Source organism: Sphingomonas sp. (assembly GCF_041661825.1).
In the GTDB taxonomy this organism is placed as follows: Bacteria; Pseudomonadota; Alphaproteobacteria; order Sphingomonadales; family Sphingomonadaceae; genus Sphingomonas.
The window spans coordinates 1,534,325-1,556,430 of record NZ_JBAZTU010000001.1; the positions used below are offsets into that span (position 1 = coordinate 1,534,325).

A 22,106-nucleotide genomic window follows, 5' to 3' on the forward strand; every position below is an offset into this window, starting at 1 on the left:
GTTGCGGCAGACTATCAAAGGGCGGCGGTGCTCGCCAGTGCCGTCATGGACCGGCCGGGATGGTGATGCCGCCTTGGGTTCGGCGGCGATGGAATATCCTGCGTAGCGGCTGCTCGATCAGCAGATAGGCAAGGATGCCGCCACCGAGCGCAGCGATGATGGTGACGATAGCAAGGATGGCGAGTGGCACGGGGAAGTGCGCGCCGAGACGGAAAATCACGAGCAGTGGGAAGAGCTGCCACAGATAGATCGAATAGCTCGCATCTCCGAGCAACCGGAGGGCGCGCCATGTCGGGACGCTCCCGCGGCTTTCGAGGAACAGCACCACCGCCACGATGAGCGTGGCCAGGACGCCGATCCGCCCCGTCGGGACAAATAGCCAAATGGCCATGGCGGGAAGCATGAGAGCCAGGATAAGGCGCCGCCGCTCGGGCCGAACCCACGCCATGCCGAGCCAGCCGCCGGCGACAAATTCCAGCATCAGCGGATTCGTCCAGACCGAGACAAGGCCGGTCGGGCGAAAGGCAAAACCGGCCAGGACGAGGCCACCCAGCACGCAGGTCAGCACCGCCATACGGTAGCGGGGCAGGAAAAGGATGAGCGCGAAGACCGAGTAGAACAGCATCTCCATGTTCAGCGTCCAGCCAACGGGCAGGATGGGCAGGGCGATATGTCTGGCATTGACCTCGCCATAGGGAATGAAGGCGAATGAGGTCGCGATCCGGGCCGGATCGAGCGGTATGCCGGGCGCGATACCGACCAGACCGACCAGGACCAGCGTGGCTGTCGCGATCCAGTAGAGAGGTGCGACGCGCAGGAAACGATCCTTGAAGAAAGACCAGGGCCGCACACCGCGGTCCGTGATCGCGATCATCAGGAAGCCGCTGAGCACGAAGAACAGGTCGACGCCGCGTGCACCGAGGCCCCAGGGCGCACCCGCCGCTTCGGTCGCGTGGAAGAGGACGACGCCGGTCGCGGCAATCGCGCGCAGATATTGCAGGCCCACAAGCTGGGGGCGCTCGGGCGCGGTCTGTTCCCGGATCGTCATGGCGCCATTCCCCTTTGCGCGACGATAGGGAGCGATCGACGCGGTCTCAAGCCGCGATCCGGCATTGACGCTAGCGCCTCTCTATAATAATGCGACGCACTCGCAATAAGGAGTCGTCATGTACCGCTATCTCGACCGGGCGATCCGCCGGCTCGACGAGCCCGAGCAGTTCCTGCTCGTCGTGATGCGGACATGGGTGGGCGCGGCGCGCGCCGGCCGATGCTGTTGTCACGCCCTCCATGCCGGCTTCGCGGGGCGCGGCATCGCCGAGGCGCTGCCCGATTTCAATATGATGATGGTGACGCTCGACCAGGACGGGTTCGGCCATATCCGCTTCGGCGCCGCCGGATCGGCCCGGGTGACCGACGACGAGGCGCGGATGCTCGCCTTGTTCGCGGTCGCGCGGGAAGGGCCGATCGCGCGGCTCAAGCGGGTGGCGGCCGGGCTGGTCGTCGAGGGTGCGGTGGCGCGGCTGGCCCAGTCGGCCGATTTCGTCGCGACCGCCCTGGGCGCCGGCACGACCACCGGCAACGCCACCGGTACGGGGGCCGACCGTTCATGAACATGCCCGTCCGCGCGCCGCGCACCATTGCCGACCATGCCGCCTTCCAGACCGTGCCGGTGCGCTGGGTGCGGCACTGGAACGAGCATCTGTTCAGTTTCGCTGTGGAGCGGCCGGCGAGCTTCCGTTTCCGGTCGGGCGAATTCGTGATGATCGGGCTGCCCGGCGACGACGATGCCGGCGGCCGCCCGCTGATGCGCGCTTATTCGATCGCTAGCCCCGCCTGGTCCGACGAGCTCGAATTCCTGTCGATCAAGGTACCCGACGGCCCGCTCACTTCGCGGCTGCAGGCGATCCGGCCGGACGACCAGCTCTATCTGGGCAGGAAACCCACCGGCACGCTGGTGCTCGACGCGCTGCTCGGCGGGAAAAGGCTGTTCCTGCTGTCGACCGGCACCGGGCTCGCGCCGTTCCTGAGCGTGGCCCGCGACCCCGAGGTCTATGACCGGTTCGGGCAGGTGGTGATCGTGCATTCGGTGCGGCGCGTCAGCGACCTCGCCTATCATGACGAGTTGACCGCGCAGCTGGCCGGCGACCCGCTGGTGAGCGACCAGGCGCTGCTGCAATTCCATTATGTGCCGACCGTGACGCGCGAGCCGTTCCGCACCAGCGGGCGGATCGATGCGCTCGTGGCGGATGGGCAATTGTTCGGGCCGCCTCTGGCCGGCGCGAAGGCGTTCGACCCGGCGCAGGACCGGGTGATGCTGTGCGGCAGTACGGCGATGATCCGCGATACGGCGGCGATGCTGGAGGCGTGCGGGTTCGAGGAGGGGTCCAATGCGAAGCCGGGGCATTATGTGATCGAGCGGGCTTTTGTCGGGTGAGGTGATGCTGCCCCCATCCGTCATGCCGGACTTGTTCCGGCATCCATGTTTCCGCAGGCGCCGCGTCCGTTGCGTTTGCGGGACGATGGACCCCGGAACAAGTCCGGGGTGACGGAGGGATTTGGGGGCCGTCATTTTGCCAACTCACCCTTAGATAGGGGGTGCGGTTGATTGTCGGGTGGGCCATCCCGATCTGCACGGCGCGGCGGTATTTCGCGCCGGGTTTCGATTGCGGAGATACAAGATGGCGGGACCCAGGCTGTTCGAACCCAAGGCGGTCGGTGCACTCACGCTCTCCAACCGGATCGTGGTCGCGCCGATGTGCCAATATTCGGCGGTCGATGGGTGCATGACCGACTGGCACCAGATGCATCTCGGCACTCTCGCGCTGTCGGGCGCCGCGCTGCTGACGATCGAGGCGACCGCGGTAGTGCCCGAGGGCCGCATTTCCTATGCCGATGTCGGGCTGTATGACGATGCGACCGAGGCAGCGATCGCACGGACGATCGAAAGCGTGCGCCGCTGGTCCGACATGCCGATCGCGATTCAGCTCGCGCATGCCGGCCGGAAGGCATCGACCGACCTCCCGTGGAAGGGCGGCGCGCAGATCGCGCCAGACCATGCGCATGGCTGGCAGACGGTGGCGCCCTCCCCGATCGGTTTCCATCACAAGGACCATGCGCCGCTGGGGCTGGACAAGGTCGGTCTCGACCGGGTGCGCGACGCCTTTGCCGTCTCGGCACGGCGCGCGGCGCGGCTTGGGCTGGACGCGGTGCAGCTGCACGGCGCGCATGGCTATCTGCTCCACCAGTTCCTCTCCCCGCTGTCGAACCGGCGCGAGGACGATTATGGCGGCAGCCTGGAAAACCGGATGCGTTTTCCGCTGGAAGTGTTCGATGCGGTCCGCGCTGCCTTCCCTGCCGACAAGCCCGTGACGATGCGGCTGTCGGGCACTGACTGGGTCGAGGGCGGCTGGGATGTCGCGCAGAGCGTGGCCTTCGCCGAGGCGCTCGAGGCGCGCGGTTGCAGCGCGGTGCATGTGTCGAGCGGCGGGCTCGACCCGCGGCAGGATATCCCGGTCGGACCGAGCTATCAGGTGCCGCTGGCCCGGGCGATCAAGCAGGCGACCGGCCTGCCGGTGGTCGCGGTGGGCATGATCACCGACTATGAGCAAGCCGAGGCGATCATCGGCACCGGCGATGCGGATTTCGTCGCGCTGGCCCGCGGCATCCTCTACGATCCGCGCTGGCCCTGGCATGCCGCGGCGCATCTCGGCGGGAAGGTCAAGGCGCCGAACCAGTATCTCCGGTCGCAACCGCGCCAGCATCGCGACCTGTTCGAGGCGTAGGCGCTACATCGCTACCATCGCTACCGCGGCAGCGGCCATCACCGCCGTCGCGGCCCAGCCGAAGAAGCGCAGGCGCAGCGACGCGGTGTACTCACCCATGGTCGAGCGGCGCGATACGACGATCATCATCACCGCCATGATCGGCACCGCGACCACGCCGTTGATCACTGCGCTCCAGAACAAGGCCTTGATCGGATCGATCGGCGACCAGTCGATGCCGATGCCTAGCAGCGTCGAGATCGCGATCACCGCATAAAAACCCTTGGCCTCGAGCGGCTTGCTTTCGAGGCCGGTCTTCCAGCCGCGCGATTCGCCGATGGCATAGGCAGTCGAGCCCGCCAGCACGGGAATGGCGAGCATCCCCGTGCCGATGATGCCGAGGCTGAACAGCAGGAAGGCGAACTGCCCGGCGACCGGCTTCAACGCACTGGCCGCGTCGGCGGCGGTGGCGATGTCGGTCTTGCCCGAGGCGTGGAGCGTCGCCGCCGTGCCGATCATGATCGCCAGCGCCACGAGGTTCGACACCGCCATGCCGGCAAAGGTATCGAAGTTGATCCGGCGGAATTCCCCCGCCGCTTCATCGGGCGCATCGTTCAGCGCGTGCTTGGCCTCGTCGCGGTCGACCTCCTCCACTTCCTGCGAGCTTTGCCAGAAGAAGAGATAGGGGCTGATCGTGGTGCCGAAGATCGCGACCACGGTGGTGATCGCGCTGACGCCGGCGATGCTCGGCCAGACCAGGCCCCAGCCGACCTGCGCCCAGTCGACATGCACCATCAGGACCAGCGCGACATAAGCGAGCAGCACCAGGGTCAGCCATTTCAGGATGCCGGCGTAGCGATGATAGGGCACGAAGACCTGAAGCAGCAGCGAGACGATCGCGAAGATGGCGGTGAAGACGTGATCGCCGGCGCCGACGACGAGCTCGGCCGCCGCGCCCATCGCCGCGAGATCGGCGCCGATGTTGATCGTGTTGGCGACGAACAGCAACGCGACCAGCCCGGTGACGATCCAGCCGGGCAGGATCTTCGCCATGTTGCGCGCGAGGCCCGCGTCGGTGACCCGGCCGATCCGCGCGCTGACCAGCTGCACCGCGGTCATCAGCGGATAGGTGAGCACCAGGGTCCAGAGCAGGCCGAAGCCGAATTGCGCGCCGGCCTGGGAATAGGTGGCGATGCCGCTGGGATCGTCGTCGGCCGCGCCGGTGATCAGGCCGGGGCCGAGCTGTCTGATCAGGCCGGGTTTGCCGTTCGCTTTTTCGGGATTCATGAAGGGTCCTTGGAGCGTCGGCGGCCAGTGGCGCGCGTCATCGGATCAGGTTTTTTCGGCGGCGTCCAGCCGAGGGGCGGCGTCATCCGTTGCTGACTCGTACCGAGGCCCATGCGGCCGGGCTGCTGGCGAATCAGTCCCGAGGTGTCGGCGGCCGCCGCATCCTCGGCCGAGGCACCACCGCGCAGCAGATTGAGCTGGTCGCGCAGGCGTTTGGCCTCTTCGAAATCCAGCGCTGCGGCGGCTGCCTCCATGCGGTTCTGCAGGTCTTCGATCTCGGCGCTCATGGCCGCATAACGTCGGACACCGGGAATGGAGCCGGACAATCAACCTGCCTTCCCCGGCGAAGGCCGGGGCCCAGTCGGGAAGGCCCATGTGGTTGCGCGCAGCACCCATTTATTTTCGTCCCCCGACTGGGCCCCGGCCTCCGCCGGGGAAGGTTTAGAAGGCGTGTCAGGCGACTGGCCCCAGCACGACCTGGTCCAGCGCCAGCCAGTCGGCCATGCGCCGCAGTTCCAATGTCAGTCGCTCCACCGTCTCGGCCGGCGCGCCTGGCTCCAGCGTCACCCGGTGCGCGAGCAGGCGCGACGTCTGGCGATCGGCCTTGAGATCGACGCGCGCGACGAGGCGGTCGTCGAGCAGGAAGGGCAGGACATAATAGCCGTGGATACGCTTCTCCGCCGGCGTGTAGATCTCGATGCGATAGCGGAAATCGAACAGGCGCTCGGTCCGGTCGCGTTCCCACACCAAAGGATCGAACGGCGCGAGCAAGGCGGCCGCCTCGAGCCGGCGCGGGCGCCTCGCGTCACGGTGAAGCCAGGCCTTGTACGTCCAGCCCTTGACCGCGACGGGGATCAGCACGCCCTGCTCGGCCAATTCGGCGACGGCCCGGCTCGCGTCTTCCGGCTTCTGGCGGAAATAGTCGCGCAGATCGGTGGTGGTGCCGATGCCGTGCGCGCGGGCGGCAAGCTCGATCAGGGCGCGGTGCGCGTCCGCCTCGGGCGGAGTCGGTAGCGACAGGATACGGTGCGGGATGACCCGTTCGGTCAGGTCGTAGACGCGCTCGAAGCTGCGCCGCCGGGTCGCCGTGGTGATGTGCCCGGCCCAGAACAGCCATTCGAGCGCATGCTTGGTGGCGCCCCAGGCCCACCAGCCGGTGCTGCTCTTGCCCTCCTCGAAATCCGATGCGGCGAGCGGCCCTTCGGCGCGGATCCGGGCGAGGATCGCTTCCGCCTCGGGCCGGCGTTCCCCGGCAAAGGCGCGCATGCTCTTCCAGCCGGCCGTGCCCGATTCCGCCCGGGCCATGCGCCAGCGCAGCAGGGGATGGAGCGCGAGCGGCAGCAGCGATGCTTCATGCGCCCAATATTCGAACAGCCGCCGTTCCGACTTGCGGCCCCAGGCAGCGGTGTCGAGCAGAGACCGGTCGTAATTGCCGAGGCGCGAGAAGGCCGGGAGATAATGCGCGCGAACGAGCACGTTGACGCTGTCGATCTGGTGCAGCGCCAGCCGGTCGATCGTGCGGCGCAGGCTGCCCCGATCGGCACGCGCGGGATGCGCGGGGCCGAAGCCCTGCGCGGCGAGCGCGATCCGCCGCGCCTGTGCGAGCGAGATCGTCTCGGTCAGGATTGTTCAGCCCGGTAAGCCGCGCGGGCATAGGCATGGGCTGCCTCGCGCTCGCGCGGCGTCTTGAAGGCCGTCTCGGGATCGGGCGCTTCGCCCAGCGAATGGAGCAAGGCCCACAGCGCGAAGCGGCGACCGGGCTCCCGCTCCGTCCAGAAGGCGGTGCCGAGCTTTTCCAGCCCGAGTTCGATCGCGGCGTCGTCGAGCGTCTCGATCTCGGTCGTGCCGAAATAATGATAGAGCAGCGCGTCGAGATCCAAAACCATTCCCCTGTGTACCGTCGTGCGGCGGCAGGCAGACCATGCCCTGCCCCGCGCCCGTCGCCAAGCGCCCTTCGCACGGGCATTTTCCACGCTATTCCAAAGGGTCACGCGGCACTGTCATCGCTGTGTAACTTCCGTTCCATTACAACCATTTCCGTTGCATAAAACTCGCCGATCCTGCCCTCGCTCAATTGCCTTTGAAGGTGCCGGGTTTATCCTCCGCCGCATCGCGGACGCCTGGTTCCAGGTCCGTTGTCGCGACTGCGTACAGGCGTAACCACTCTCGAAAAATGGAGAAGGACATGGGGTATTCCTCGGACCGCGCGCAGCTGAACGACGAGCTTGTCGCGAAAGCGATGAAGGACGATGCGTTCCGCCAGCAACTGGTCAGCGATCCCAAGGGCACGATCGAGCGCGAATATGGCGTGACGCTGTCGCCCGACACCAACATTCACATCCATGACGAAACGGCGCGCGACCTGCACATCGTGCTGCCCGCCGCGCCGAGCGCGACGACCGAGCTGCAGTCGGAAGAAGCCGATGCCGCCGACTGCAGCGGCTGGAGCTCGGTCGCGAGCTGCACGCTCGAATGCACCCAGTGCGGCAACAACGGCACCACCTGCGCACCTGGGCCGACGGAAGAAGGCGGCTGATCGGCGCGGCTTGATGGCCCTTGCCGATACGCTGGCGCCCCGGGCCGGGGCACCGGACATGGTACCGACGACCGACGACATGGCGCGCGCCGCGGTGCGCGCCATGACCGTCCATGAACGTGCGCGCCTGCCGCTGAGCGGAGAACCGGGCAAGATCGCGGCGCGGCGCGAAACGCAGTGGCGCGAGACCGCGGCCAAGGGCGACGCGGCGACATTCAGGCGACGGCTGGTCGAGGACGGCTTCGACCCTGACCGGCTGGCGGCGCTGCTCGGGGATGCCGCGATCGTGCCGGATGCTCCCCTGCCCGGCTGGACCGGTTTCATCCGCGATGCGCTGGCCGCGGCTGCCGAGTGGGACGAGGAGCAGATCTTCGCGGCGCATCCGGAGGAGGCGGGTAACCCGCCTTTCTACGCGCTGGTACGGCCCTTTGCTGAACACGCGTTCGCGCAACTGCGCGAGGCGCGGCCGGAGCTGGCAGACGAGGCGCGCTGGGCCAGCCTCTCGTCAGCACGGGCGACGTTGATCCATCAGCTCGCGCATCATGCGGCGCCGGCGTTCAACCTGGAATTCACGCTCTATCGGTCGCGGCGGGAATCGGGCCTGTCGGCAGTATTGCGCCGGGCGCGGGGCGAGGTTTCGACCGATCTGTACCGCGCCTTTATCCGCGACTTCTTCGACGGGCACTGGCCCAGCTTCGTCAGCGAATATGCCGTGCTGGCGCGGCAGATCGCAGCGCTCGCGACGGGCTGGATCGAGTCGGTCGTCGAGCTGTTCGCGCGGCTCGAGCAGGACCGGTTCGAGCTCGAGCAGCACTTCAACGGCGGCGTGGCGCTGGGCGATCCGGTCGCCCTTTCTTTCGGCCTGTCCGACCGGCACAATGGCGGGCGCGGCACGGTGATTCTGCGCTGGGCCTCGGGCCGGCGGATCGTCTACAAGCCGAAGCCGCTCGATACCGACCTGCTGATGGGCGAGCTGATCGACTGGATCAATACGAGCGCCGGATTGTTGCCGATGGCGAGCGCTGCCTCGATCAATCGCGGCACTTATGGCTGGCAGGAGTTCATCGAGAACGAGCCTTGCGCGGATGCCGAGGCGGCGGCGCGATTCTATGTCCGGGCCGGCTATCTGCTCGCGCTGACCTATGCGCTCGAAGGCTATGACTGCCATCACGAGAATCTCGTGGCGCGCGGCGAACAGCCTTACCTGATCGACACCGAGACGATCTTCAATCCGTACAAGGAAATGGATGCGGCCGGGGGCAATGCCACGCTGCTGGCCAATGAGACCGTCTATTATTCCGTAATGCGCACCGGCATGCTGCCCAACTGGAACATCCGGGCGGACGGCGCCAAGCGCGACACCAGCGGGCTGGGCGGTGCCGCGGTCGCTGGCAATGACGACCAGTCGGTCAAGGCCTGGGTCGGCATCGGCACTGACGACATGAGACTCGAGCCGCGGAAGATTCCGGTCGCGGCGATGACCAATCAGCCATTGGTCGCGGGCGAGACAGTGCAGGCCGACGGGCATGTCGATGCGATCGTTACGGGGTTCCGCGCCATGTACGGCTTGCTGGTCGAGCGGCGAGCCGAGCTGTCGGCGCTGATCGGCCGGCACAAGGACATCCAGGTCCGCTTCGTGCGCAAGGCGACCAATGTCTATGCGCAGCATCTGTGGAAGCTGACCGACCCCAAATATCTGCGCAGCGGCGTGGACTGGAGCATCGAGACCGACCGGATGGCGCGCATGTATCTCGGCGCGAGCGGCGACGGGCCGACCCCCTGGGGCATGCTGCGCGCCGAGCATGAGGCGATGATCGACCTCGACATCCCCTATTTCCGCGTGCCGGCCGATGGGCTCGACATCGTTGACGGAGCGGGCGTGGTACGCGCGCCAGGCTATTTTTCGAGCGGGTGCCTTGAGCGGCTGGGGCACAAGCTCGACCGGCTCGATGCCGACGATCTGACGCTGCAGGAACGTTATATCGCCTGCGCCTTCCACGCGCGGGCGGCGCGCAGCTATCATGACGATCCCGATGCGGTCGCCGCGCTCACTCAATTCGACAAGCAGCCGACCGGGCATCTTGCGCCGATCTCAGCCGAGGCGTGCCGCGCGGTGGCGGACGAGGTGGCGCAGGAACTGGCGCGCGAGGCGATCCAGGCGGGCGACGGCAGCGCGGCGTGGATCGCGCTCGAATATCTGAAGGAAGCCGATACCTTCCAGTTCAAGCCGATCTCCTACAATCTCTATAGCGGGTCGATGGGGCTCGCCTTCTTCCTCGCCGGCGCGGCGAAGGTGGGCAAAGACGCCGCACTGGCCGATCTGGCGGCGGCGGCGATCCGGCCGGTGCTGGGGGCGATCGAGACCGACCTGGACGGGTTGCTGCGCTACGGCACGGTCGGTGGGGGCAACGGGCTTGGCTCGGTGGTCTATGGGCTCGCCTCGATCGCCGATTTCCTGCCTGGCCATAAGATTGCCGCCGAAGCGATCGAGGCGGCGATCGCCTGTACCGACCGGATCGATGCCGCCCTGCTGGCGCGCGACCGCAAGTTCGACGTGATCTTCGGCAGCGCCGGGCTGCTGCTCGGCCTCGCCAAGCTGCACCGGGTGAGCGGCGATGCCGGAGTGGTGAAGGCAATCGCGCTGACCGCCGACCATCTGCTTGCCAATCGCAATAATGATGGGCTGGTGCCGACCTATGAAGGCACTGTGGTCACCGGCGCATCGCATGGGTCGTCGGGCATCGCGCTGGCGTTGATGCGCGCCTATGCGGCGACCGGCGATGCGCGCTACCGCGACGCGGCGATGGTCCATGTCGCGTTCGAGGAAGCGCTGTTCGATGCCGAACGCGGCAATTATCCCGATTATCGCAGCACGGCCGAAGCACCCGCCTTCCAGACCGCATGGTGCCACGGCGCCCCCGGCATCGGCCTGTACCGGCTGGCGATGCACCGCATCACCCGCGACCCCGATCTGCTCGACCAGGCCGGACGGGCGTTGCGCATGGCGGGCGGTTTCACGCTCGACCATGTCGATCATAGTTGCTGCGGCAATATGGGGCGGATCGACATGCAACTCGACCTTGCGCTGGCGATGGGCGACTCAGCGGCGATCGAGGGACTGCGGCGCGATGCCGCTTATGTCGTCGAACGCTATCGCCGCGACGGGAGCTTCCGGCTGGTGCTGAACGTGCCGGGCAAGCTGTTCGCGCCGGGGCTGTTCACCGGGGCGGCGGGGATCGCGTACAGCCTGCTCCGTCTTGCCGAGCCCGAGGCGCTGCCCTGCTTCCTGACCTATGACTAGAGACTGGAGCCTGGCCGGGCTGCTCGGGCCGGTCGGGCGCGACGAGTTCCTGGCGAAACACTGGCAGATCGAGCCGTTGCATGTCGCACGCGGCGAGCCCGGCTATTTCAGCGAGCTGGTCGGGCGGGAGCAGGTCGACCATTTGATCGCGAGCCAATGCGGGCGCGCCGACTTCCCGATCTCGGTAATCGGTGAGCATCTGGAGAATAAGGAGGCGCCGGAGCCTGGGCCGGCGGCGCGATCGTCATGGACGCCCGAAGCAGTCTACAAGAGGATCGGCAAGGGTGCGACGATCCGCATCGGGAACACCAAACATTATATCCCGGCGATCCGCCGCCTCGCTGCCTGCCTGGAGCATGACCTGAGCAGCGACATCGCGATCAACCTGTACATGACGCCGCCCGCGGCGCGGGCGTTCGGCGCGCACTACGACAATCACGACGTGTTCATCCTGCAGGTCGAAGGCGAGAAGCTGTGGACGATCCGGTCGCCCGCCGCCGAGCTGCCGCTGGAGGTGATGTTCCGCGGACGGGAAGAGTGGCTGAAGCGACCCTTGCCTTATGAGACGAGCCTGAAGACCCTGCCGCCGGAGCACAGTTCGCGGACGATCCGGCTGGTCGCGGGCGACATGCTCTATGTGCCGCGCGGGCATGTGCATGAAGTGATGACCGGCGACAGCGCGTCGCTTCACCTGACCGTCGCGGCACCGGTGGTGACCTGGTACGAAGTCGCGGTGCATGCGCTACTGGCGGCGGCGCGGCGGAGCCCGGCATTGAGGACGGCGCTGCCGCCGGGGTTCGCGACCGACGCTGCGATACGGACCGAGGCAGCGAAGCGGGCGCCGGAGATGGTCGCGACGCTGGCGGCCCATTTCCATCCGGACGATCTGGCCCGTTCGCTCGACACGCTGGCCGACCAGTTCGTCCATTCGCGCGAGGGGGATTGGCAGGGCGCCGGGGCCGATATGCTGCGGTTGGGCACAATCGGCATCGACACCATGCTGAAGGTTCGACCGGGGCTCGGCTGCAACGCGCATGCCGGCGGGGCCGACCTGATGCTGTTGTTCGCCGGAAGATCCCTGAAGCTGCCGATCCGTGCTGAATCGATGGTCCGCCATGTCCTGGCGGTGCGGACGTTCCGCGTCGGCGACCTGCCAACCCAGCTCAGCGACGAAAGCCGGATCGTGCTGGCCAAGCTGCTGGTCGAGAACGGGCTGCTGACCTTCGTCGATTCGGGCTGAGGCGCATGGGCGATTTTGCCGAGCATCTGGCGCCGTTGCTGACCCCCCTGCCGCCGGAACTGGTGGGGGAGGAAGCGCGCGCGCGGATGCTGACGGTGGGCGCGCTGCTGCCGGCCGCGTTCGTGCGTCAGACCTTCGGGTTCGAATGTCCGCTGCATGAGACGGCAGCACAGGCGGATATCCTCGTCTCGGCAGTGCGGGCGAGAGACGGGGCAGCGACTCTGGCGGCGGCGTATGAGTTACAGCCCGCATGGGCGTCGGTCGGGGCGCTCGGGCATCTGGCCGACGCGGCTCGGATCGACGATGCCTGGCTCGAGTTCGATTTGTTCGGGCCGAAGCCGGAGGTGCCGAACCTGTTCTGTCGGCCACTCTATCGCGCGGGCGATGTGCAGGCATTGCGCGACATCGTCACGGAGGCTGGCGCGGCGCTGGCAGGCGCACCGGTGCAGGAGGATCTGATCGAAGCGGTGATGCGTCTGGGGGCGGCGCTGCCACCGCAGGCGGTGATCTTCCAGCTCGGCGCGATGCGCGCGCGGCCGTTCGCGGGTCTCCGGCTTTGCATCAACCAGATCGCGCTGGACGGGATCCTGACCCTGCTCGCAGCGTGGGGGTATCCCGATGTCGACGGGGTGCGAGCGCTGCTGGTCAGGTATCAGCCGTCGGTCGGCGATGTCACCCTGTGCATCGATCTGACGCCCGACCTGCTGCCGAAGATCGGGCTCGAGGCCTATTTCGCACCCTCGCGGGCCGGGCGCGCGCCGGAGATATTGCTCGATCGCTTCCTCGCGCGTGCGATCGAGGATGGCGCCTGCCGGGAGGGCAAGGCCGCGGCGCTACGGACCTGGCAGGCCGCCGGCGATGTCGTGCGGGGCGACCGCCGATTCCAGCGCGGCGTGCATCATATCAAGCTCGTCCACGAACCGGGCCTGCCTTATCGGGCCAAGGCCTATCTTGCGCTGCGTCAGGCGCTGGCGCGCTGAGCCGGCAGGTCGAGCAGGCCCGGGGCGAGCCGGCCCGAAGGGTCGAGCTGGTTCTTCCACTCGCGGAAACGCGCGAAGCACTCAGGCCCGAAATGAGCGGCGATATCGAAGCCGGGATAAAGCAGCTCGGTCTGGGCGTAGCGGCGAAAATCCGGATGAGCGCGTAGCCACAACGTGAAATCCGCGTCGAGGGCGCGGACCGCCGCGTGATCGAAGCCACCTTCCGGTGCCTCGCCCCAGATGCCGACCGCGACCAGATCCTGCTGCGCCGGATGGATCAAAGGCGGGGTGAAGCGGCCAAACGGCAAGGAATAGGCATAGGCCGGGCGGGCCTGCCACATGTGACCATGCCGTTCCCCGATCGCCGCCAGCGCGCGCCGGGCCTCGCCCCAGACCGGGCGCGGCACGAAGGCGGAGAACCAGATCGTCTTTTCCCAGGTGTGACGGCTCGCCGGCACACGCCCGCGCTTGCCGAGCGGAAAGGTGGCGTCGCCCCCCGCGCGCGGCCGGACGGCCAGGGTCGCCGAGACGATGATGCAGAGTTGGCCCATCGAACCGAACAGCCAGGAGAAGAGCGGATCGGCCCGTGCAACCGTGCGCACCGCGCCTTCGAGCGTAACGATGTCGATGCTCTCGACGCTTTCCCAGAAGCCGCCATGACGCCAGCTCTCCGCGCCGAAGCCGCCCGCCGAGACATAGCCGCCCACGGTGGACGCAGGCGCGTTGCCGTCGTTGAGCACGAGCAGTTCGTAGCCGAGCGGCTCAAGCAGGCGCTGCACGTCCCACATCGTCGCGCCGGCCCCGACGGTGATCGTGCCGGGGCGGGTGAAGACATAGGAATCGAGGCCCCTGGTCTCGATCAGCACCTCGCCCGACCGCGGAATCGAGGAGCCGTTCATCGAATGGCCCGCCCCGCGGACGCGCACCGCCATGCCGCGCGCCTTCACTTCGGACAGGCCGGCCCATAACGTCCCCACATCCTGGGGCACGAAGCGCCAATAGATGCCGTTACTCTGATGAAATCCGCCATAATCGGTCATCGGCCGCGAAGTCGGTTCAAACATCGGCATGGCACGGAAAATGTCACATTCTGCCGGGCCGCCCAAGCGCAGGTGGCCCCAATGTCGTTTCAATTCGTCGCGTTGCACTTGCTGTAGATCAGGATGAATCCCGGGAACGGCTTGGTTGGCGAAACGTCTTCCCCCGGCAATGTCACCACCCAGCACCCCCCTTCATCCCTGGCAGCACCATGCACAGGAAGAATTGCAGACGATGATGCACGCCATGGTCGACGATCCGGGCTTCCCTTGCGTCGGCGCCAAGGCAGCGCTGGCGCGCGGTACGTTGCAGGTGCTGGCCTGCAACCGCATCAACAGCGCGTGGGACGATCTGCGCATCCATGACGGGCTGATCGCGTTCGCCGGTGCCTATCGCGCGGCGCCTGCGCTGTTCCGCAGCTTCGCGGTGGTATTCGAGGGCCCCGAGGACCTGGCCGAGGACCGGTTCGAGGCTGCCTTGTGGGAACGCGTCCAGTCGCTGTCGAACAAGGATGTGTGGCGCGGCCAGGATTATGATCCGGCGGTCAGCCCCGACCCGGAGAACCCGCATTTCTCGCTGAGCTTCGGCGGCGAGGCGTTCTTCATCGTCGGGCTTCACCCGCATGCCAGCCGCCCGGCACGGCGCTTCGCGCGACCGGCGATGATCTTCAACCTGCACGACCAGTTCGAGACGCTGCGCGCGCAGGGCAAATATGAGGGCATGCGCGAGAAGATCCTGGTACGCGACGAAGCGCTGGCCGGATCGCGCAACCCGATGCTGTCGCGGCATGGCGACACGAGCGAAGCGCGGCAATATAGCGGCCGTGCGGTGGGTTCGGACTGGGCGTGCCCGTTCCGCTATGCAGGGGATGCCAAGTGAGCGACGTGACCGAGATTCCCGAGCGTAGCGGTACTGCCTTCCGGTTGGCCAAAGGCGAGACCCTGGTGGTGATCGACCCACGCGGCGAGCAGGTGGCCGACCTGCTGGCCTTCAACGCGGCGGATGTGGACGAAGTGATCTCTTCGGGCCGGACGCTGGATTATGCCTCGCGCATCTATCTCACGACGGGCGACAAGCTTTATTCGAACCGCTCGACGGTGCTGCTCGAAATCGTGGAGGACACGGTGGGGCGGCACGACTTCCTGTTGACGCCCTGCTCGGCCGATACCTTCCGGCTGCTGTATGACGACCTGACGCCGCACCGGGGCTGCTTCGGCAACCTCGCCGAAGCACTGGCGCCCTATGGCATCGTGCCGGACCGCATTCCGAGCGCGTTCAACTGCTTCATGAACGTACCGGTCGACGGCGAGACCGGCGCGTTGAAGGTCTTGCCGCCGATCAGTAAGGCCGGCGACCATATCGCCTTCCGGGCGGAGGCCGACCTGATCATCGGCCTGACCGCCTGTTCGGCGCCGGACTCGAACGGCGGGACCTTCAAGCCGATCCACTACCGGATCGAGCCGGCCGGCTAGTCTCGGGTCACGAAGGCGATCAGCCTGCTGTCGGGCGACCAGGCGGCCTTGTCGAGCGAGCCGGTGCCACCCCGGAACTTCGACAGGGTGATGGCCTTGTCCGGCTGAGGCACGCCGTCCGCGACCGGCATGCGGCGAAGTGCCACATCAGTCGTGGCCGCGAGGGTGCGGGTCGGCGCCTCGGTCGCGAGATAGACCAGCCATTTGCCGTCGGGCGATAGCCGTGGATCGAAGGCGCTGCCCTCACCCGTCGCGATGCGGGTACGCCCGGTGCCGTCGGGACGGGCGCGCCAGAGCCCCGAGGCCGATCCAGCCGGACCGCTGGAATAGACCCAGTCGCTGGTCGGGGTCGCGGCAAGCGTCGGTGCAGGACCGGCAAGCTTTGCGACCCGGTCGCTGTCCCAGCCGGTCGCGCTGTAGAGAGCGCCGCCCGTGCGGTAGACGATGTCCTTGCCGTCGGGCGACCAGCCGGCGACCGCGATCGGGCCGGTAGCGCGGTGGAGGACGGTCTGTTCGAACTCGTTGGCGACCTGGATGGTCTGGAGCGCCGTGTCGTTCGAGCGGCCCGTCGCATTGGCCGGGAGCGGCGTGATCTTCACGTTGCGAAAGGCCATGGTCTCGCGCGTGCCATTGTCATGCGCGCAGACGCCGAGGCCGATATAATAGGTGCCGGTGATCTTCAGCTTGAACGAGCCACCCGCCCGGCGGAGCTTTCCGTCGGGGCCGGGCACCGAGAGATAGGCATAGTCGCCGATCTTCTCGAGCTTCACGCTGCCCAGCCGGCCGGTGTTGATCCAGATGAGCCGGGTCGGCCCGCCCTTCACTTCGCGATACTGCAGCGAAAGCTGGTCGTTGCTCATCCGGATCGCATCGACATAGGCCGAATCCGGATCGAGATCCTGGCGCAGCACCACGCCGCCCTTGCGGTGGAGGAAACCGCCTGCGGTCGGCGCCGGCTTGGGGCTGGTGAAATCCAGATCGGTCTGCATCGCGATGTTGCCGGACATCGGCTTCCACATGAACTGGAAGTCGTCATGCCCGGCCCACATGTTCGCGCCGCCGCCAGTGACCGTGTAGGTGCCGGTTTTCGCGTCGTGACTGGAGGAACCGGGGAACTGGGGCGTGCCGATGTCGCGCTGCTCGACGAACTGGCCGACCGGCTGCGGCGTTGCCGCCCCCGCCGCTACCCCGGCTGCAAGCGCAATCGACATGGCTACCCAGCGCGACACCGTCATTCGATAATCCTCCCCAATGCAGCGGCAATTTCCGCCTGCCAGGATCATATAGCATATCTGATTTGTAGCGCTAACACGCTTTGCATCGTTGCGGATCGCCGCTATCGATTACAACTGTAATCGATGTTGTCGGAGACCCTTGTGAAGACGCTGCTCGCCCTCGCTGCCTTGTCGCTTGCCATTCCGGCCCATGCCGGAGAGGCGAACAAAGGAGAGCATTGGCTGGTTGTCACCGACATGTGGGGCACACCGGCCTATTCCACCATGACTCTGATCCGCGAGGAAGGCGGGCTCTCCGGCGAGTTGGACGGCGATCCGGTCAGGGGCGACGCGAAGGGCAAGTCGCTCCGCTTCGTCGCGACCGACGCGAAGGGCACCGAATACCGCTATGCCGGTATGCGCGATGGCGCAGCGATGTCGGGCGAGGCCGACTTCGCCGATTCAAACACGCCGGGCGCACGGGCGCGACATCGCTTCACCGCGCGGCGCCTGCCCGAGCGGCCGGAGGGACTGCCCCGGACCTACGACTTCACGCCGACTGATTATTCCAACCTGTTCAGCGCCGATCGGGCACCGGTGCTGACGATCTGGCCGGGCGACACGGTGCGCACCAGCACGGTGGATTCGGGCGGGGTCGATGCGGCGGGCGTCACGCGTGCCCTGTTCGGCAACCCGCAGACCGGGCCTTTCTATGTGGACGGCGCGGTGGCAGGCGATACGCTGGCCATCCATATCAAGCGCCTGACGCCCAATCGCGACTATGCCGACAGCCTGGACAGCATCGTCGGGCGGGCGCTCGGCACGAGCCTGGTCGCCAAGGCGGGCGATCTCGGCAAGCCGGTGCGCTGGAAGCTCGACCGGGCGACGGGCCGGGCCACCCCGGAGGGGACGGGGGCACTCAAGGACCTGTCGGTGCCGATGCGGCCGATGCTCGGCGGGCTCGCCGTGGCGCCGGGTTTCGGATCTGCACCGATGTCGACCGGCGATACCGGCCGCACTGGCGGCAATATGGATTTCAACGAAGTGGTCGCAGGCAACACCGTCTTTCTGCCGGTCCAGCAACCCGGCGCCCTGCTTTATCTCGGCGACGCGCATGCGCTGCAGGGCGACGGCGAGACATCGCAATATGCGCTGGAGACGTCGATGGACGTCGAGTTCGGCGTCGAGTTGATCAAGGGCCGGTCGATCGGATCGCCCCGCGTCGAATCCCCCACGCAGATCATGGTGCTGGGCCAGGCCGGGTCGCTCGACGAGGCGACGAAGGCGGCGAGCACCGGGCTGATCCAATGGCTGCAGCAGGATTACGGCCTGACCCTGTCGGAAAGTGCCCAGTTGATGGGAAGCGCCGTGCGCCTCACCATCGCCAATCTGGCGGGGCGCAGCGTCGGCGTCTCCGCGCGGATCGACAAGGCTCTGCTGCCGGCAAAGCGCGTGCTATAGGGGAGACGCACGGCACAGGAGCGCGGGATGGACGACGAGATCCCCGAAACGAGCAAGCTCACCCGGTCGAAACAACGCTGGGCGAGCGAGGGCAAATTCCTGACCGGCCACAGTGCGCGACCCGACGCCGAGCGCTTGCCGCCGGGCCAGCATCTGGTGCGCGACTGGCCGGTGCTCGATCTGGGCCAGCAGCCCGACGTGCCGACCGAGCGCTGGATGCTGACGGTCGGCGGGCTGGTCGACCATCCGGTCGCGCTCGACTGGAAGGCGTTCATGGCGCTGCCGCAAACGAGCATCCGCACCGACATTCACTGCGTTACGACCTGGTCGCGTTATGACAATGACTGGCAGGGCGTGCTGACCCGCGACCTGCTCGACCTGGTCCAGCCCGGCGACGATGCGCGCTTCGTGCTGCTGCACGGCTATGACGGCTATAGCACCAACATCCCGCTGGCCGATTTCGCCGCGCCCGATGCGATCCTGGCGCATGGCTGGCAGGGCAAACCGCTCGCCCGCGAGCATGGCGGGCCGGCGCGGCTGGTGGTGCCGCATCTCTATTTCTGGAAGAGCGCGAAGTGGATCAAGGGGATCGACTTCCTGGCTACAGACAAGGCGGGGTTCTGGGAGGTCAACGGCTACCATAGGCGCGGCGATCCCTGGACCGAGGAGCGCTATAGCTGACCCCCGGCATCGCGCACTTCGCTCCATTTCGAGCTTCAGTCTCATTGCGAAGCGGGTCGCCCCTGCCTAGGGAGGACAGGAGGGCGCGGGGGCCAGTTATGCGTAACATATTGAGTTTTTTGACTGTCCTGCTGCTGGCGTTCGCGGCACCGGCCCAGGCCGAATGGCGGCAGGCGCGGACCGACCATTTCATCCTGACAATCGACGATACCGAGGCGAACGCGCACGACTTTGCGCTACGGCTCGAGCGTTTCGACACGGCGATGCGGCGGCTCTACGGCGTTGCCGACAGCCCGGATCGCCGCGCCCGGCCGATTGCGATTTATGCCTTGCGGGCCGACCCTTTCAACGCGGCCTGCCGGTGCCCGAACGCGCTTGGCTTCTACCAGCAACGCGCCGAAGGCTCCTTCATCTTCAGCCTGCACGATCCCGACGCGGACAAGAAAAGCAAGGTCGGGTCCTGGAGTTCACAGGCTTTGCTGCTCCACGAATACAGCCATCATTTCACCTTTTCGAGCTTCCCGATCGCCTATCCCTTCTGGTTCGTCGAGGGGTTCGCCGAGTTCAACGCCAATACATCGTTTGAGCCCGATGGGTCGCTGATCATTGGCTATCCAGCGAACTATCGCGCCGAAGCGGTTCAGAACGGCGCGCTGTCATCGAAGCAATTGTTCGATCCGGAGCGCTACGGTTTCAACGAGAACGGCATGGACCGCATTTACGGACGCGGCTGGCTGCTGACGCATTTCCTGATGCTCAACAAGCAGCGGGAGGGCCAGCTGGCGACCTATCTGAACGCCATGAACAAGGGCGCGCTGAGCCTGGACGCGGCTGGGCGGGCCTTTGGCGATCTGAACAAGCTCAACGCGCAGCTCGATGCCTATCGTCGCGGCAAGCTGGCGGCACCGTTGCGTATCCCACCGCCGGCAACGGAGCCGGTGGTGACCGTGACGACCCTGCCGCGCGGGCAGGCCGAGATGTTGCCTGTCCGCGCACAGGCCTTGGTCGGCATGGCGAAGGGTTATTGGCAGCGCGTCGCGATACCGGCCGGACGGATCGCCGCAAAATATCCGGACGACGCGGTCGTTCAGGCGCAATGGGCGGAAGTGGAATATCGTGCGGGACGCCTCGACCGCGCCGACGAAGCCGCCGACAAGGCGCTCAAGCTGAAACCCGATCTGGTCGATGCGCTTGTGACCAAGGGCCGGATCGCGACGAGCCGCGCAGTCGAGGCGAAGGCGACCGACCCAGCGATCTGGACAGTCGCCCGGGCTTGGCTGCTGAAGGCGAACCGGGCCGATCCGAACGCGGTCATGCCACTCTACCTCTATTATCTGAGCTTCGAGCAGGCCAAGGCCAAGCCCAGCGCCGGCGCGATCAAGGGACTGATGCGCGCCCAGGTGCTGGCCCCCGAAAGCAGCGCCGTCCGGATGTCGCTTGCGCAACAGATGCTGCTCGATGCAGACCCGGCAGCCGCTCGCGCGCTGCTTCAGCCGCTGGCTTTCGCGCCGCATCGCGGCACCGGCGAGAATGTCCCGCGCAAAGTCGTCGACCTGATCGATGCCGGCAAGATCGAGGATGCTAAGGCCGCGATAAAGGGCGACGAGGAGGACGACTAGGGTCGCCTATCCCCGAGGATGGCGCTATTCCTGAACCGTGCCGTCAGTGCCAGAAGGCGGGGCCGTGACCCGCAAGATCATTCATGTCGATATGGACGCCTTTTACGCGTCGGTGGAGCAGCGCGACGACCCGTCCCTGCGCGGCCGGCCGTTGGCCGTGGGCAGCCCGAGCGGGCGGGGCGTTGTCGCGGCGGCGAGTTACGAGGCGCGGCGGTTCGGAGTACGCAGCGCAATGCCCTCGGTCACCGCGCTCAGGCGTTGCGCGGAGCTCGTGTTCGTGCCGCCGCGCTTCGACGTGTACCGCGCCGTCTCACAGCAGATCCGGGCGATCTTCCTTGATTACACCCCGTTGGTGGAGCCGCTCTCGCTCGACGAAGCCTATCTCGACGTGACGGAGAATCTGCGCGGACTCCCTTCCGCGACCGAGACGGCGGCGGAGATCCGGGCGCGGATCTTCGAGACGACGGGGCTGACGGCGTCAGCGGGCATTTCCTACAACAAGTTCCTCGCCAAGCTCGCCTCGGACCAGAACAAGCCCAATGGGCAATGCGTGATCACGCCGGGCGCGGGCGCGGCGTTCGTCGAGAAGCTCGAGGTCGGGTGGTTCCACGGTGTCGGCCCGAAGACCGCGGAGAAGATGAACCGGCTGGGCATCTTCACCGGTGCCGATCTGCGCGCGCAGGAAATGGCGTTCCTGCAGGCGCATTTCGGCAAGGCAGGCACCTGGTACCATGCGATCGCGCGGGGCGAGGACGACCGGATCGTCAATCCCGACCGGCCGCGCAAATCCTCGGGCTCGGAGACGACCTATACCGAGGACCGCGAGACGCCCGAACAGGTCGAAGAGGGCGTGCGGGCGATGGCGGATGACGTGTGGGCCTGGTGCGAGAAATCGGGCGGGCGGGGGCGGACGGTGACGGTAAAATGCCGTTATGCCGATTTTCAGACGGTCACGCGCAGTCGGACGCGGAACGCGCCGGTGAACGACCGCAAGACGCTGCACGAGACGGCGGTCGCGCTGGTGCGGACATTGTACCCGCTGCGGGCGGGGATCCGGCTGATCGGGGTGACCCTGTCAACCTTCGACGGGGGTGAAGACGAAGCCCAGCTCGATTTGCTGGGATCGTGAGAGCGGACATTGAGAAAGAGCGCCGGCGGTTGCGATTGTCGGAGCAGTGTCTCTAGCGGCGGATGCTGGTGTTTTGGATCGAACCTCGCGCGGCAAAATGTCATGCAGTTCACTGACATTTTGAGCGTTGGTTTGGAGACGCAAAAAGGCCCGCGAAGCTGTTGCTTTGCGGGCTGCTGTGTTCGGAAATGTCATGGAGTTCACTGACATTTTGGGGTGTGTTGTGGACGCAAAAAAGCCCGCGAGGCTAGGGGCCTGCGGGTTTGACGTTGGTTGCGGGGACAGGATTTGAACCTGTGACCTTCAGGTTATGAGCCTGACGAGCTACCGGGCTGCTCCACCCCGCGCCAAGGTTCTTGCCTCCCTTGGTTGGGAGGGAAGGACATG

21 protein-coding genes and 1 tRNA gene are annotated in these 22,106 nt (G+C 66.7%); 14 read left to right on the forward strand and 8 right to left on the reverse strand.

Features of this window, described 5'->3' with window-relative positions; all coding sequences use genetic code 11:
- Positions 1 to 43 precede the first annotated feature (43 nt).
- The gene (locus WC729_RS07005) at positions 44 to 1,048 is read right to left on the reverse strand and encodes an acyltransferase family protein (RefSeq protein ID WP_372850924.1); all 1,005 of its coding nucleotides are present in this window, start codon (positions 1,046 to 1,048) and stop codon (positions 44 to 46) included.
- 118 nt (positions 1,049 to 1,166) lie between these two features.
- On the opposite strand from WC729_RS07005, the gene WC729_RS07010 reads away from it, so the two are divergent.
- The 3 genes from WC729_RS07010 to WC729_RS07020 all read left to right on the forward strand — a co-directional run bounded on the left by WC729_RS07010 (position 1,167) and on the right by WC729_RS07020 (position 3,782).
- Positions 1,167 to 1,610, forward strand: coding sequence for a hypothetical protein (locus tag WC729_RS07010; protein WP_372850926.1), 444 nt, complete (start codon positions 1,167 to 1,169; stop codon positions 1,608 to 1,610).
- A gap of 2 nt (positions 1,611 to 1,612) precedes the next feature.
- On the forward strand, positions 1,613 to 2,434 hold the full coding sequence (locus WC729_RS07015) for a ferredoxin--NADP reductase (RefSeq protein WP_372851025.1): 822 nt from the start codon (positions 1,613 to 1,615) through the stop codon (positions 2,432 to 2,434).
- 244 nt (positions 2,435 to 2,678) lie between these two features.
- Positions 2,679 to 3,782 (forward strand): NADH:flavin oxidoreductase/NADH oxidase, encoded by a 1,104-nt coding sequence (locus WC729_RS07020; protein ID WP_372850928.1) that lies wholly within the window; start codon positions 2,679 to 2,681, stop codon positions 3,780 to 3,782.
- Positions 3,783 to 3,785: 3 nt separating this feature from the next.
- Here the strand turns inward: WC729_RS07020 and WC729_RS07025 are convergent, their stop codons facing one another.
- The 3 genes from WC729_RS07025 to WC729_RS07035 form a co-directional block, all read right to left on the reverse strand.
- Positions 3,786 to 5,048, reverse strand: coding sequence for an NRAMP family divalent metal transporter (locus WC729_RS07025; protein WP_372850930.1), 1,263 nt, complete (start codon positions 5,046 to 5,048; stop codon positions 3,786 to 3,788).
- On the reverse strand, positions 5,045 to 5,335 hold the full coding sequence (locus WC729_RS07030) for a UvrB/UvrC motif-containing protein (protein WP_372850933.1): 291 nt from the start codon (positions 5,333 to 5,335) through the stop codon (positions 5,045 to 5,047). Before WC729_RS07030 ends, WC729_RS07025 begins: the two co-directional genes overlap by 4 nt.
- 166 nt (positions 5,336 to 5,501) lie before the next feature.
- Positions 5,502 to 6,524, reverse strand: a complete 1,023-nt coding sequence (locus WC729_RS07035; RefSeq protein ID WP_372850935.1) for a winged helix-turn-helix domain-containing protein — start codon at positions 6,522 to 6,524, stop codon at positions 5,502 to 5,504.
- Here WC729_RS07035 and WC729_RS07040 point away from each other — a divergent pair.
- Complete coding sequence (locus WC729_RS07040) at positions 6,507 to 6,689, forward strand: hypothetical protein (protein WP_372850937.1); 183 nt, start codon at positions 6,507 to 6,509, stop codon at positions 6,687 to 6,689. The two genes, WC729_RS07035 and WC729_RS07040, sit on opposite strands and share 18 nt — an antisense overlap.
- Here the strand turns inward: WC729_RS07040 and WC729_RS07045 are convergent.
- Positions 6,668 to 6,934, reverse strand: coding sequence for a hypothetical protein (locus WC729_RS07045; RefSeq protein ID WP_372850939.1), 267 nt, complete (start codon positions 6,932 to 6,934; stop codon positions 6,668 to 6,670). The genes WC729_RS07040 and WC729_RS07045 overlap by 22 nt on opposite strands.
- A 299-nt stretch (positions 6,935 to 7,233) precedes the next feature.
- Between WC729_RS07045 and WC729_RS07050 the strand changes: the two genes are divergently transcribed.
- Genes WC729_RS07050 through WC729_RS07065 form a run of 4 tightly spaced genes read left to right on the forward strand, consistent with a single transcriptional unit; the run spans position 7,234 to position 13,105 of the window.
- The gene (locus WC729_RS07050; RefSeq protein WP_372850941.1) at positions 7,234 to 7,584 is read left to right on the forward strand and encodes an NHLP leader peptide family RiPP precursor; all 351 of its coding nucleotides are present in this window, start codon (positions 7,234 to 7,236) and stop codon (positions 7,582 to 7,584) included.
- Positions 7,585 to 7,597: 13 nt separating this feature from the next.
- The gene (locus tag WC729_RS07055; RefSeq protein ID WP_372850943.1) at positions 7,598 to 10,885 is read left to right on the forward strand and encodes a type 2 lanthipeptide synthetase LanM family protein; all 3,288 of its coding nucleotides are present in this window, start codon (positions 7,598 to 7,600) and stop codon (positions 10,883 to 10,885) included.
- A complete protein-coding gene (locus WC729_RS07060; protein ID WP_372850945.1) occupies positions 10,878 to 12,125 on the forward strand; it encodes a JmjC domain-containing protein in 1,248 nt (415 codons plus the stop codon). The genes WC729_RS07055 and WC729_RS07060 overlap by 8 nt, the downstream gene beginning before the upstream one ends.
- A 5-nt stretch (positions 12,126 to 12,130) precedes the next feature.
- Positions 12,131 to 13,105, forward strand: coding sequence for a hypothetical protein (locus WC729_RS07065; RefSeq protein WP_372850947.1), 975 nt, complete (start codon positions 12,131 to 12,133; stop codon positions 13,103 to 13,105).
- Here WC729_RS07065 and WC729_RS07070 read toward each other — a convergent pair.
- Positions 13,087 to 14,169, reverse strand: coding sequence for an FAD-binding oxidoreductase (locus WC729_RS07070; protein ID WP_372850949.1), 1,083 nt, complete (start codon positions 14,167 to 14,169; stop codon positions 13,087 to 13,089). The genes WC729_RS07065 and WC729_RS07070 overlap by 19 nt on opposite strands.
- A gap of 145 nt (positions 14,170 to 14,314) precedes the next feature.
- Between WC729_RS07070 and gntA the strand changes: the two genes are divergently transcribed.
- Together gntA and WC729_RS07080 are read left to right on the forward strand one after the other, a co-directional pair.
- Positions 14,315 to 15,022 carry a guanitoxin biosynthesis heme-dependent pre-guanitoxin N-hydroxylase GntA gene (gene gntA / locus WC729_RS07075; protein ID WP_372850951.1) on the forward strand — a complete coding sequence of 236 codons (708 nt, stop codon included), beginning with the start codon at positions 14,315 to 14,317 and terminating at the stop codon, positions 15,020 to 15,022.
- Positions 15,019 to 15,615: a DUF1989 domain-containing protein gene (locus WC729_RS07080; RefSeq protein WP_372850953.1), complete on the forward strand. Its 597-nt coding sequence runs from the start codon at positions 15,019 to 15,021 to the stop codon at positions 15,613 to 15,615. The genes gntA and WC729_RS07080 overlap by 4 nt, the downstream gene beginning before the upstream one ends.
- On the opposite strand, the gene WC729_RS07085 is transcribed toward WC729_RS07080, so the two are convergent.
- On the reverse strand, positions 15,612 to 16,850 hold the full coding sequence (locus tag WC729_RS07085; RefSeq protein ID WP_372850955.1) for a TolB family protein: 1,239 nt from the start codon (positions 16,848 to 16,850) through the stop codon (positions 15,612 to 15,614). The genes WC729_RS07080 and WC729_RS07085 overlap by 4 nt on opposite strands.
- A gap of 141 nt (positions 16,851 to 16,991) precedes the next feature.
- Here WC729_RS07085 and WC729_RS07090 point away from each other — a divergent pair, with 141 nt between their 5' ends.
- The 4 genes from WC729_RS07090 to dinB all read left to right on the forward strand — a co-directional run bounded on the left by WC729_RS07090 (position 16,992) and on the right by dinB (position 21,719).
- The gene (locus WC729_RS07090; protein ID WP_372850957.1) at positions 16,992 to 18,290 is read left to right on the forward strand and encodes an acetamidase/formamidase family protein; all 1,299 of its coding nucleotides are present in this window, start codon (positions 16,992 to 16,994) and stop codon (positions 18,288 to 18,290) included.
- Positions 18,291 to 18,317: 27 nt separating this feature from the next.
- Entirely contained in the window at positions 18,318 to 18,971 is a 654-nt protein-coding gene (locus WC729_RS07095) for a sulfite oxidase-like oxidoreductase (protein ID WP_372850959.1), read from the forward strand.
- Between the two features lie 98 nt (positions 18,972 to 19,069).
- A complete protein-coding gene (locus WC729_RS07100) occupies positions 19,070 to 20,590 on the forward strand; it encodes a tetratricopeptide repeat protein (RefSeq protein WP_372850961.1) in 1,521 nt (506 codons plus the stop codon).
- Positions 20,591 to 20,681: 91 nt separating this feature from the next.
- Positions 20,682 to 21,719 carry a DNA polymerase IV gene (dinB, locus tag WC729_RS07105; RefSeq protein WP_372851027.1) on the forward strand — a complete coding sequence of 346 codons (1,038 nt, stop codon included), beginning with the start codon at positions 20,682 to 20,684 and terminating at the stop codon, positions 21,717 to 21,719.
- A gap of 270 nt (positions 21,720 to 21,989) precedes the next feature.
- On the opposite strand, the gene WC729_RS07110 is transcribed toward dinB, so the two are convergent.
- A tRNA-Met gene (locus WC729_RS07110) sits at positions 21,990 to 22,066 on the reverse strand.
- Positions 22,067 to 22,106 lie beyond the last annotated feature (40 nt).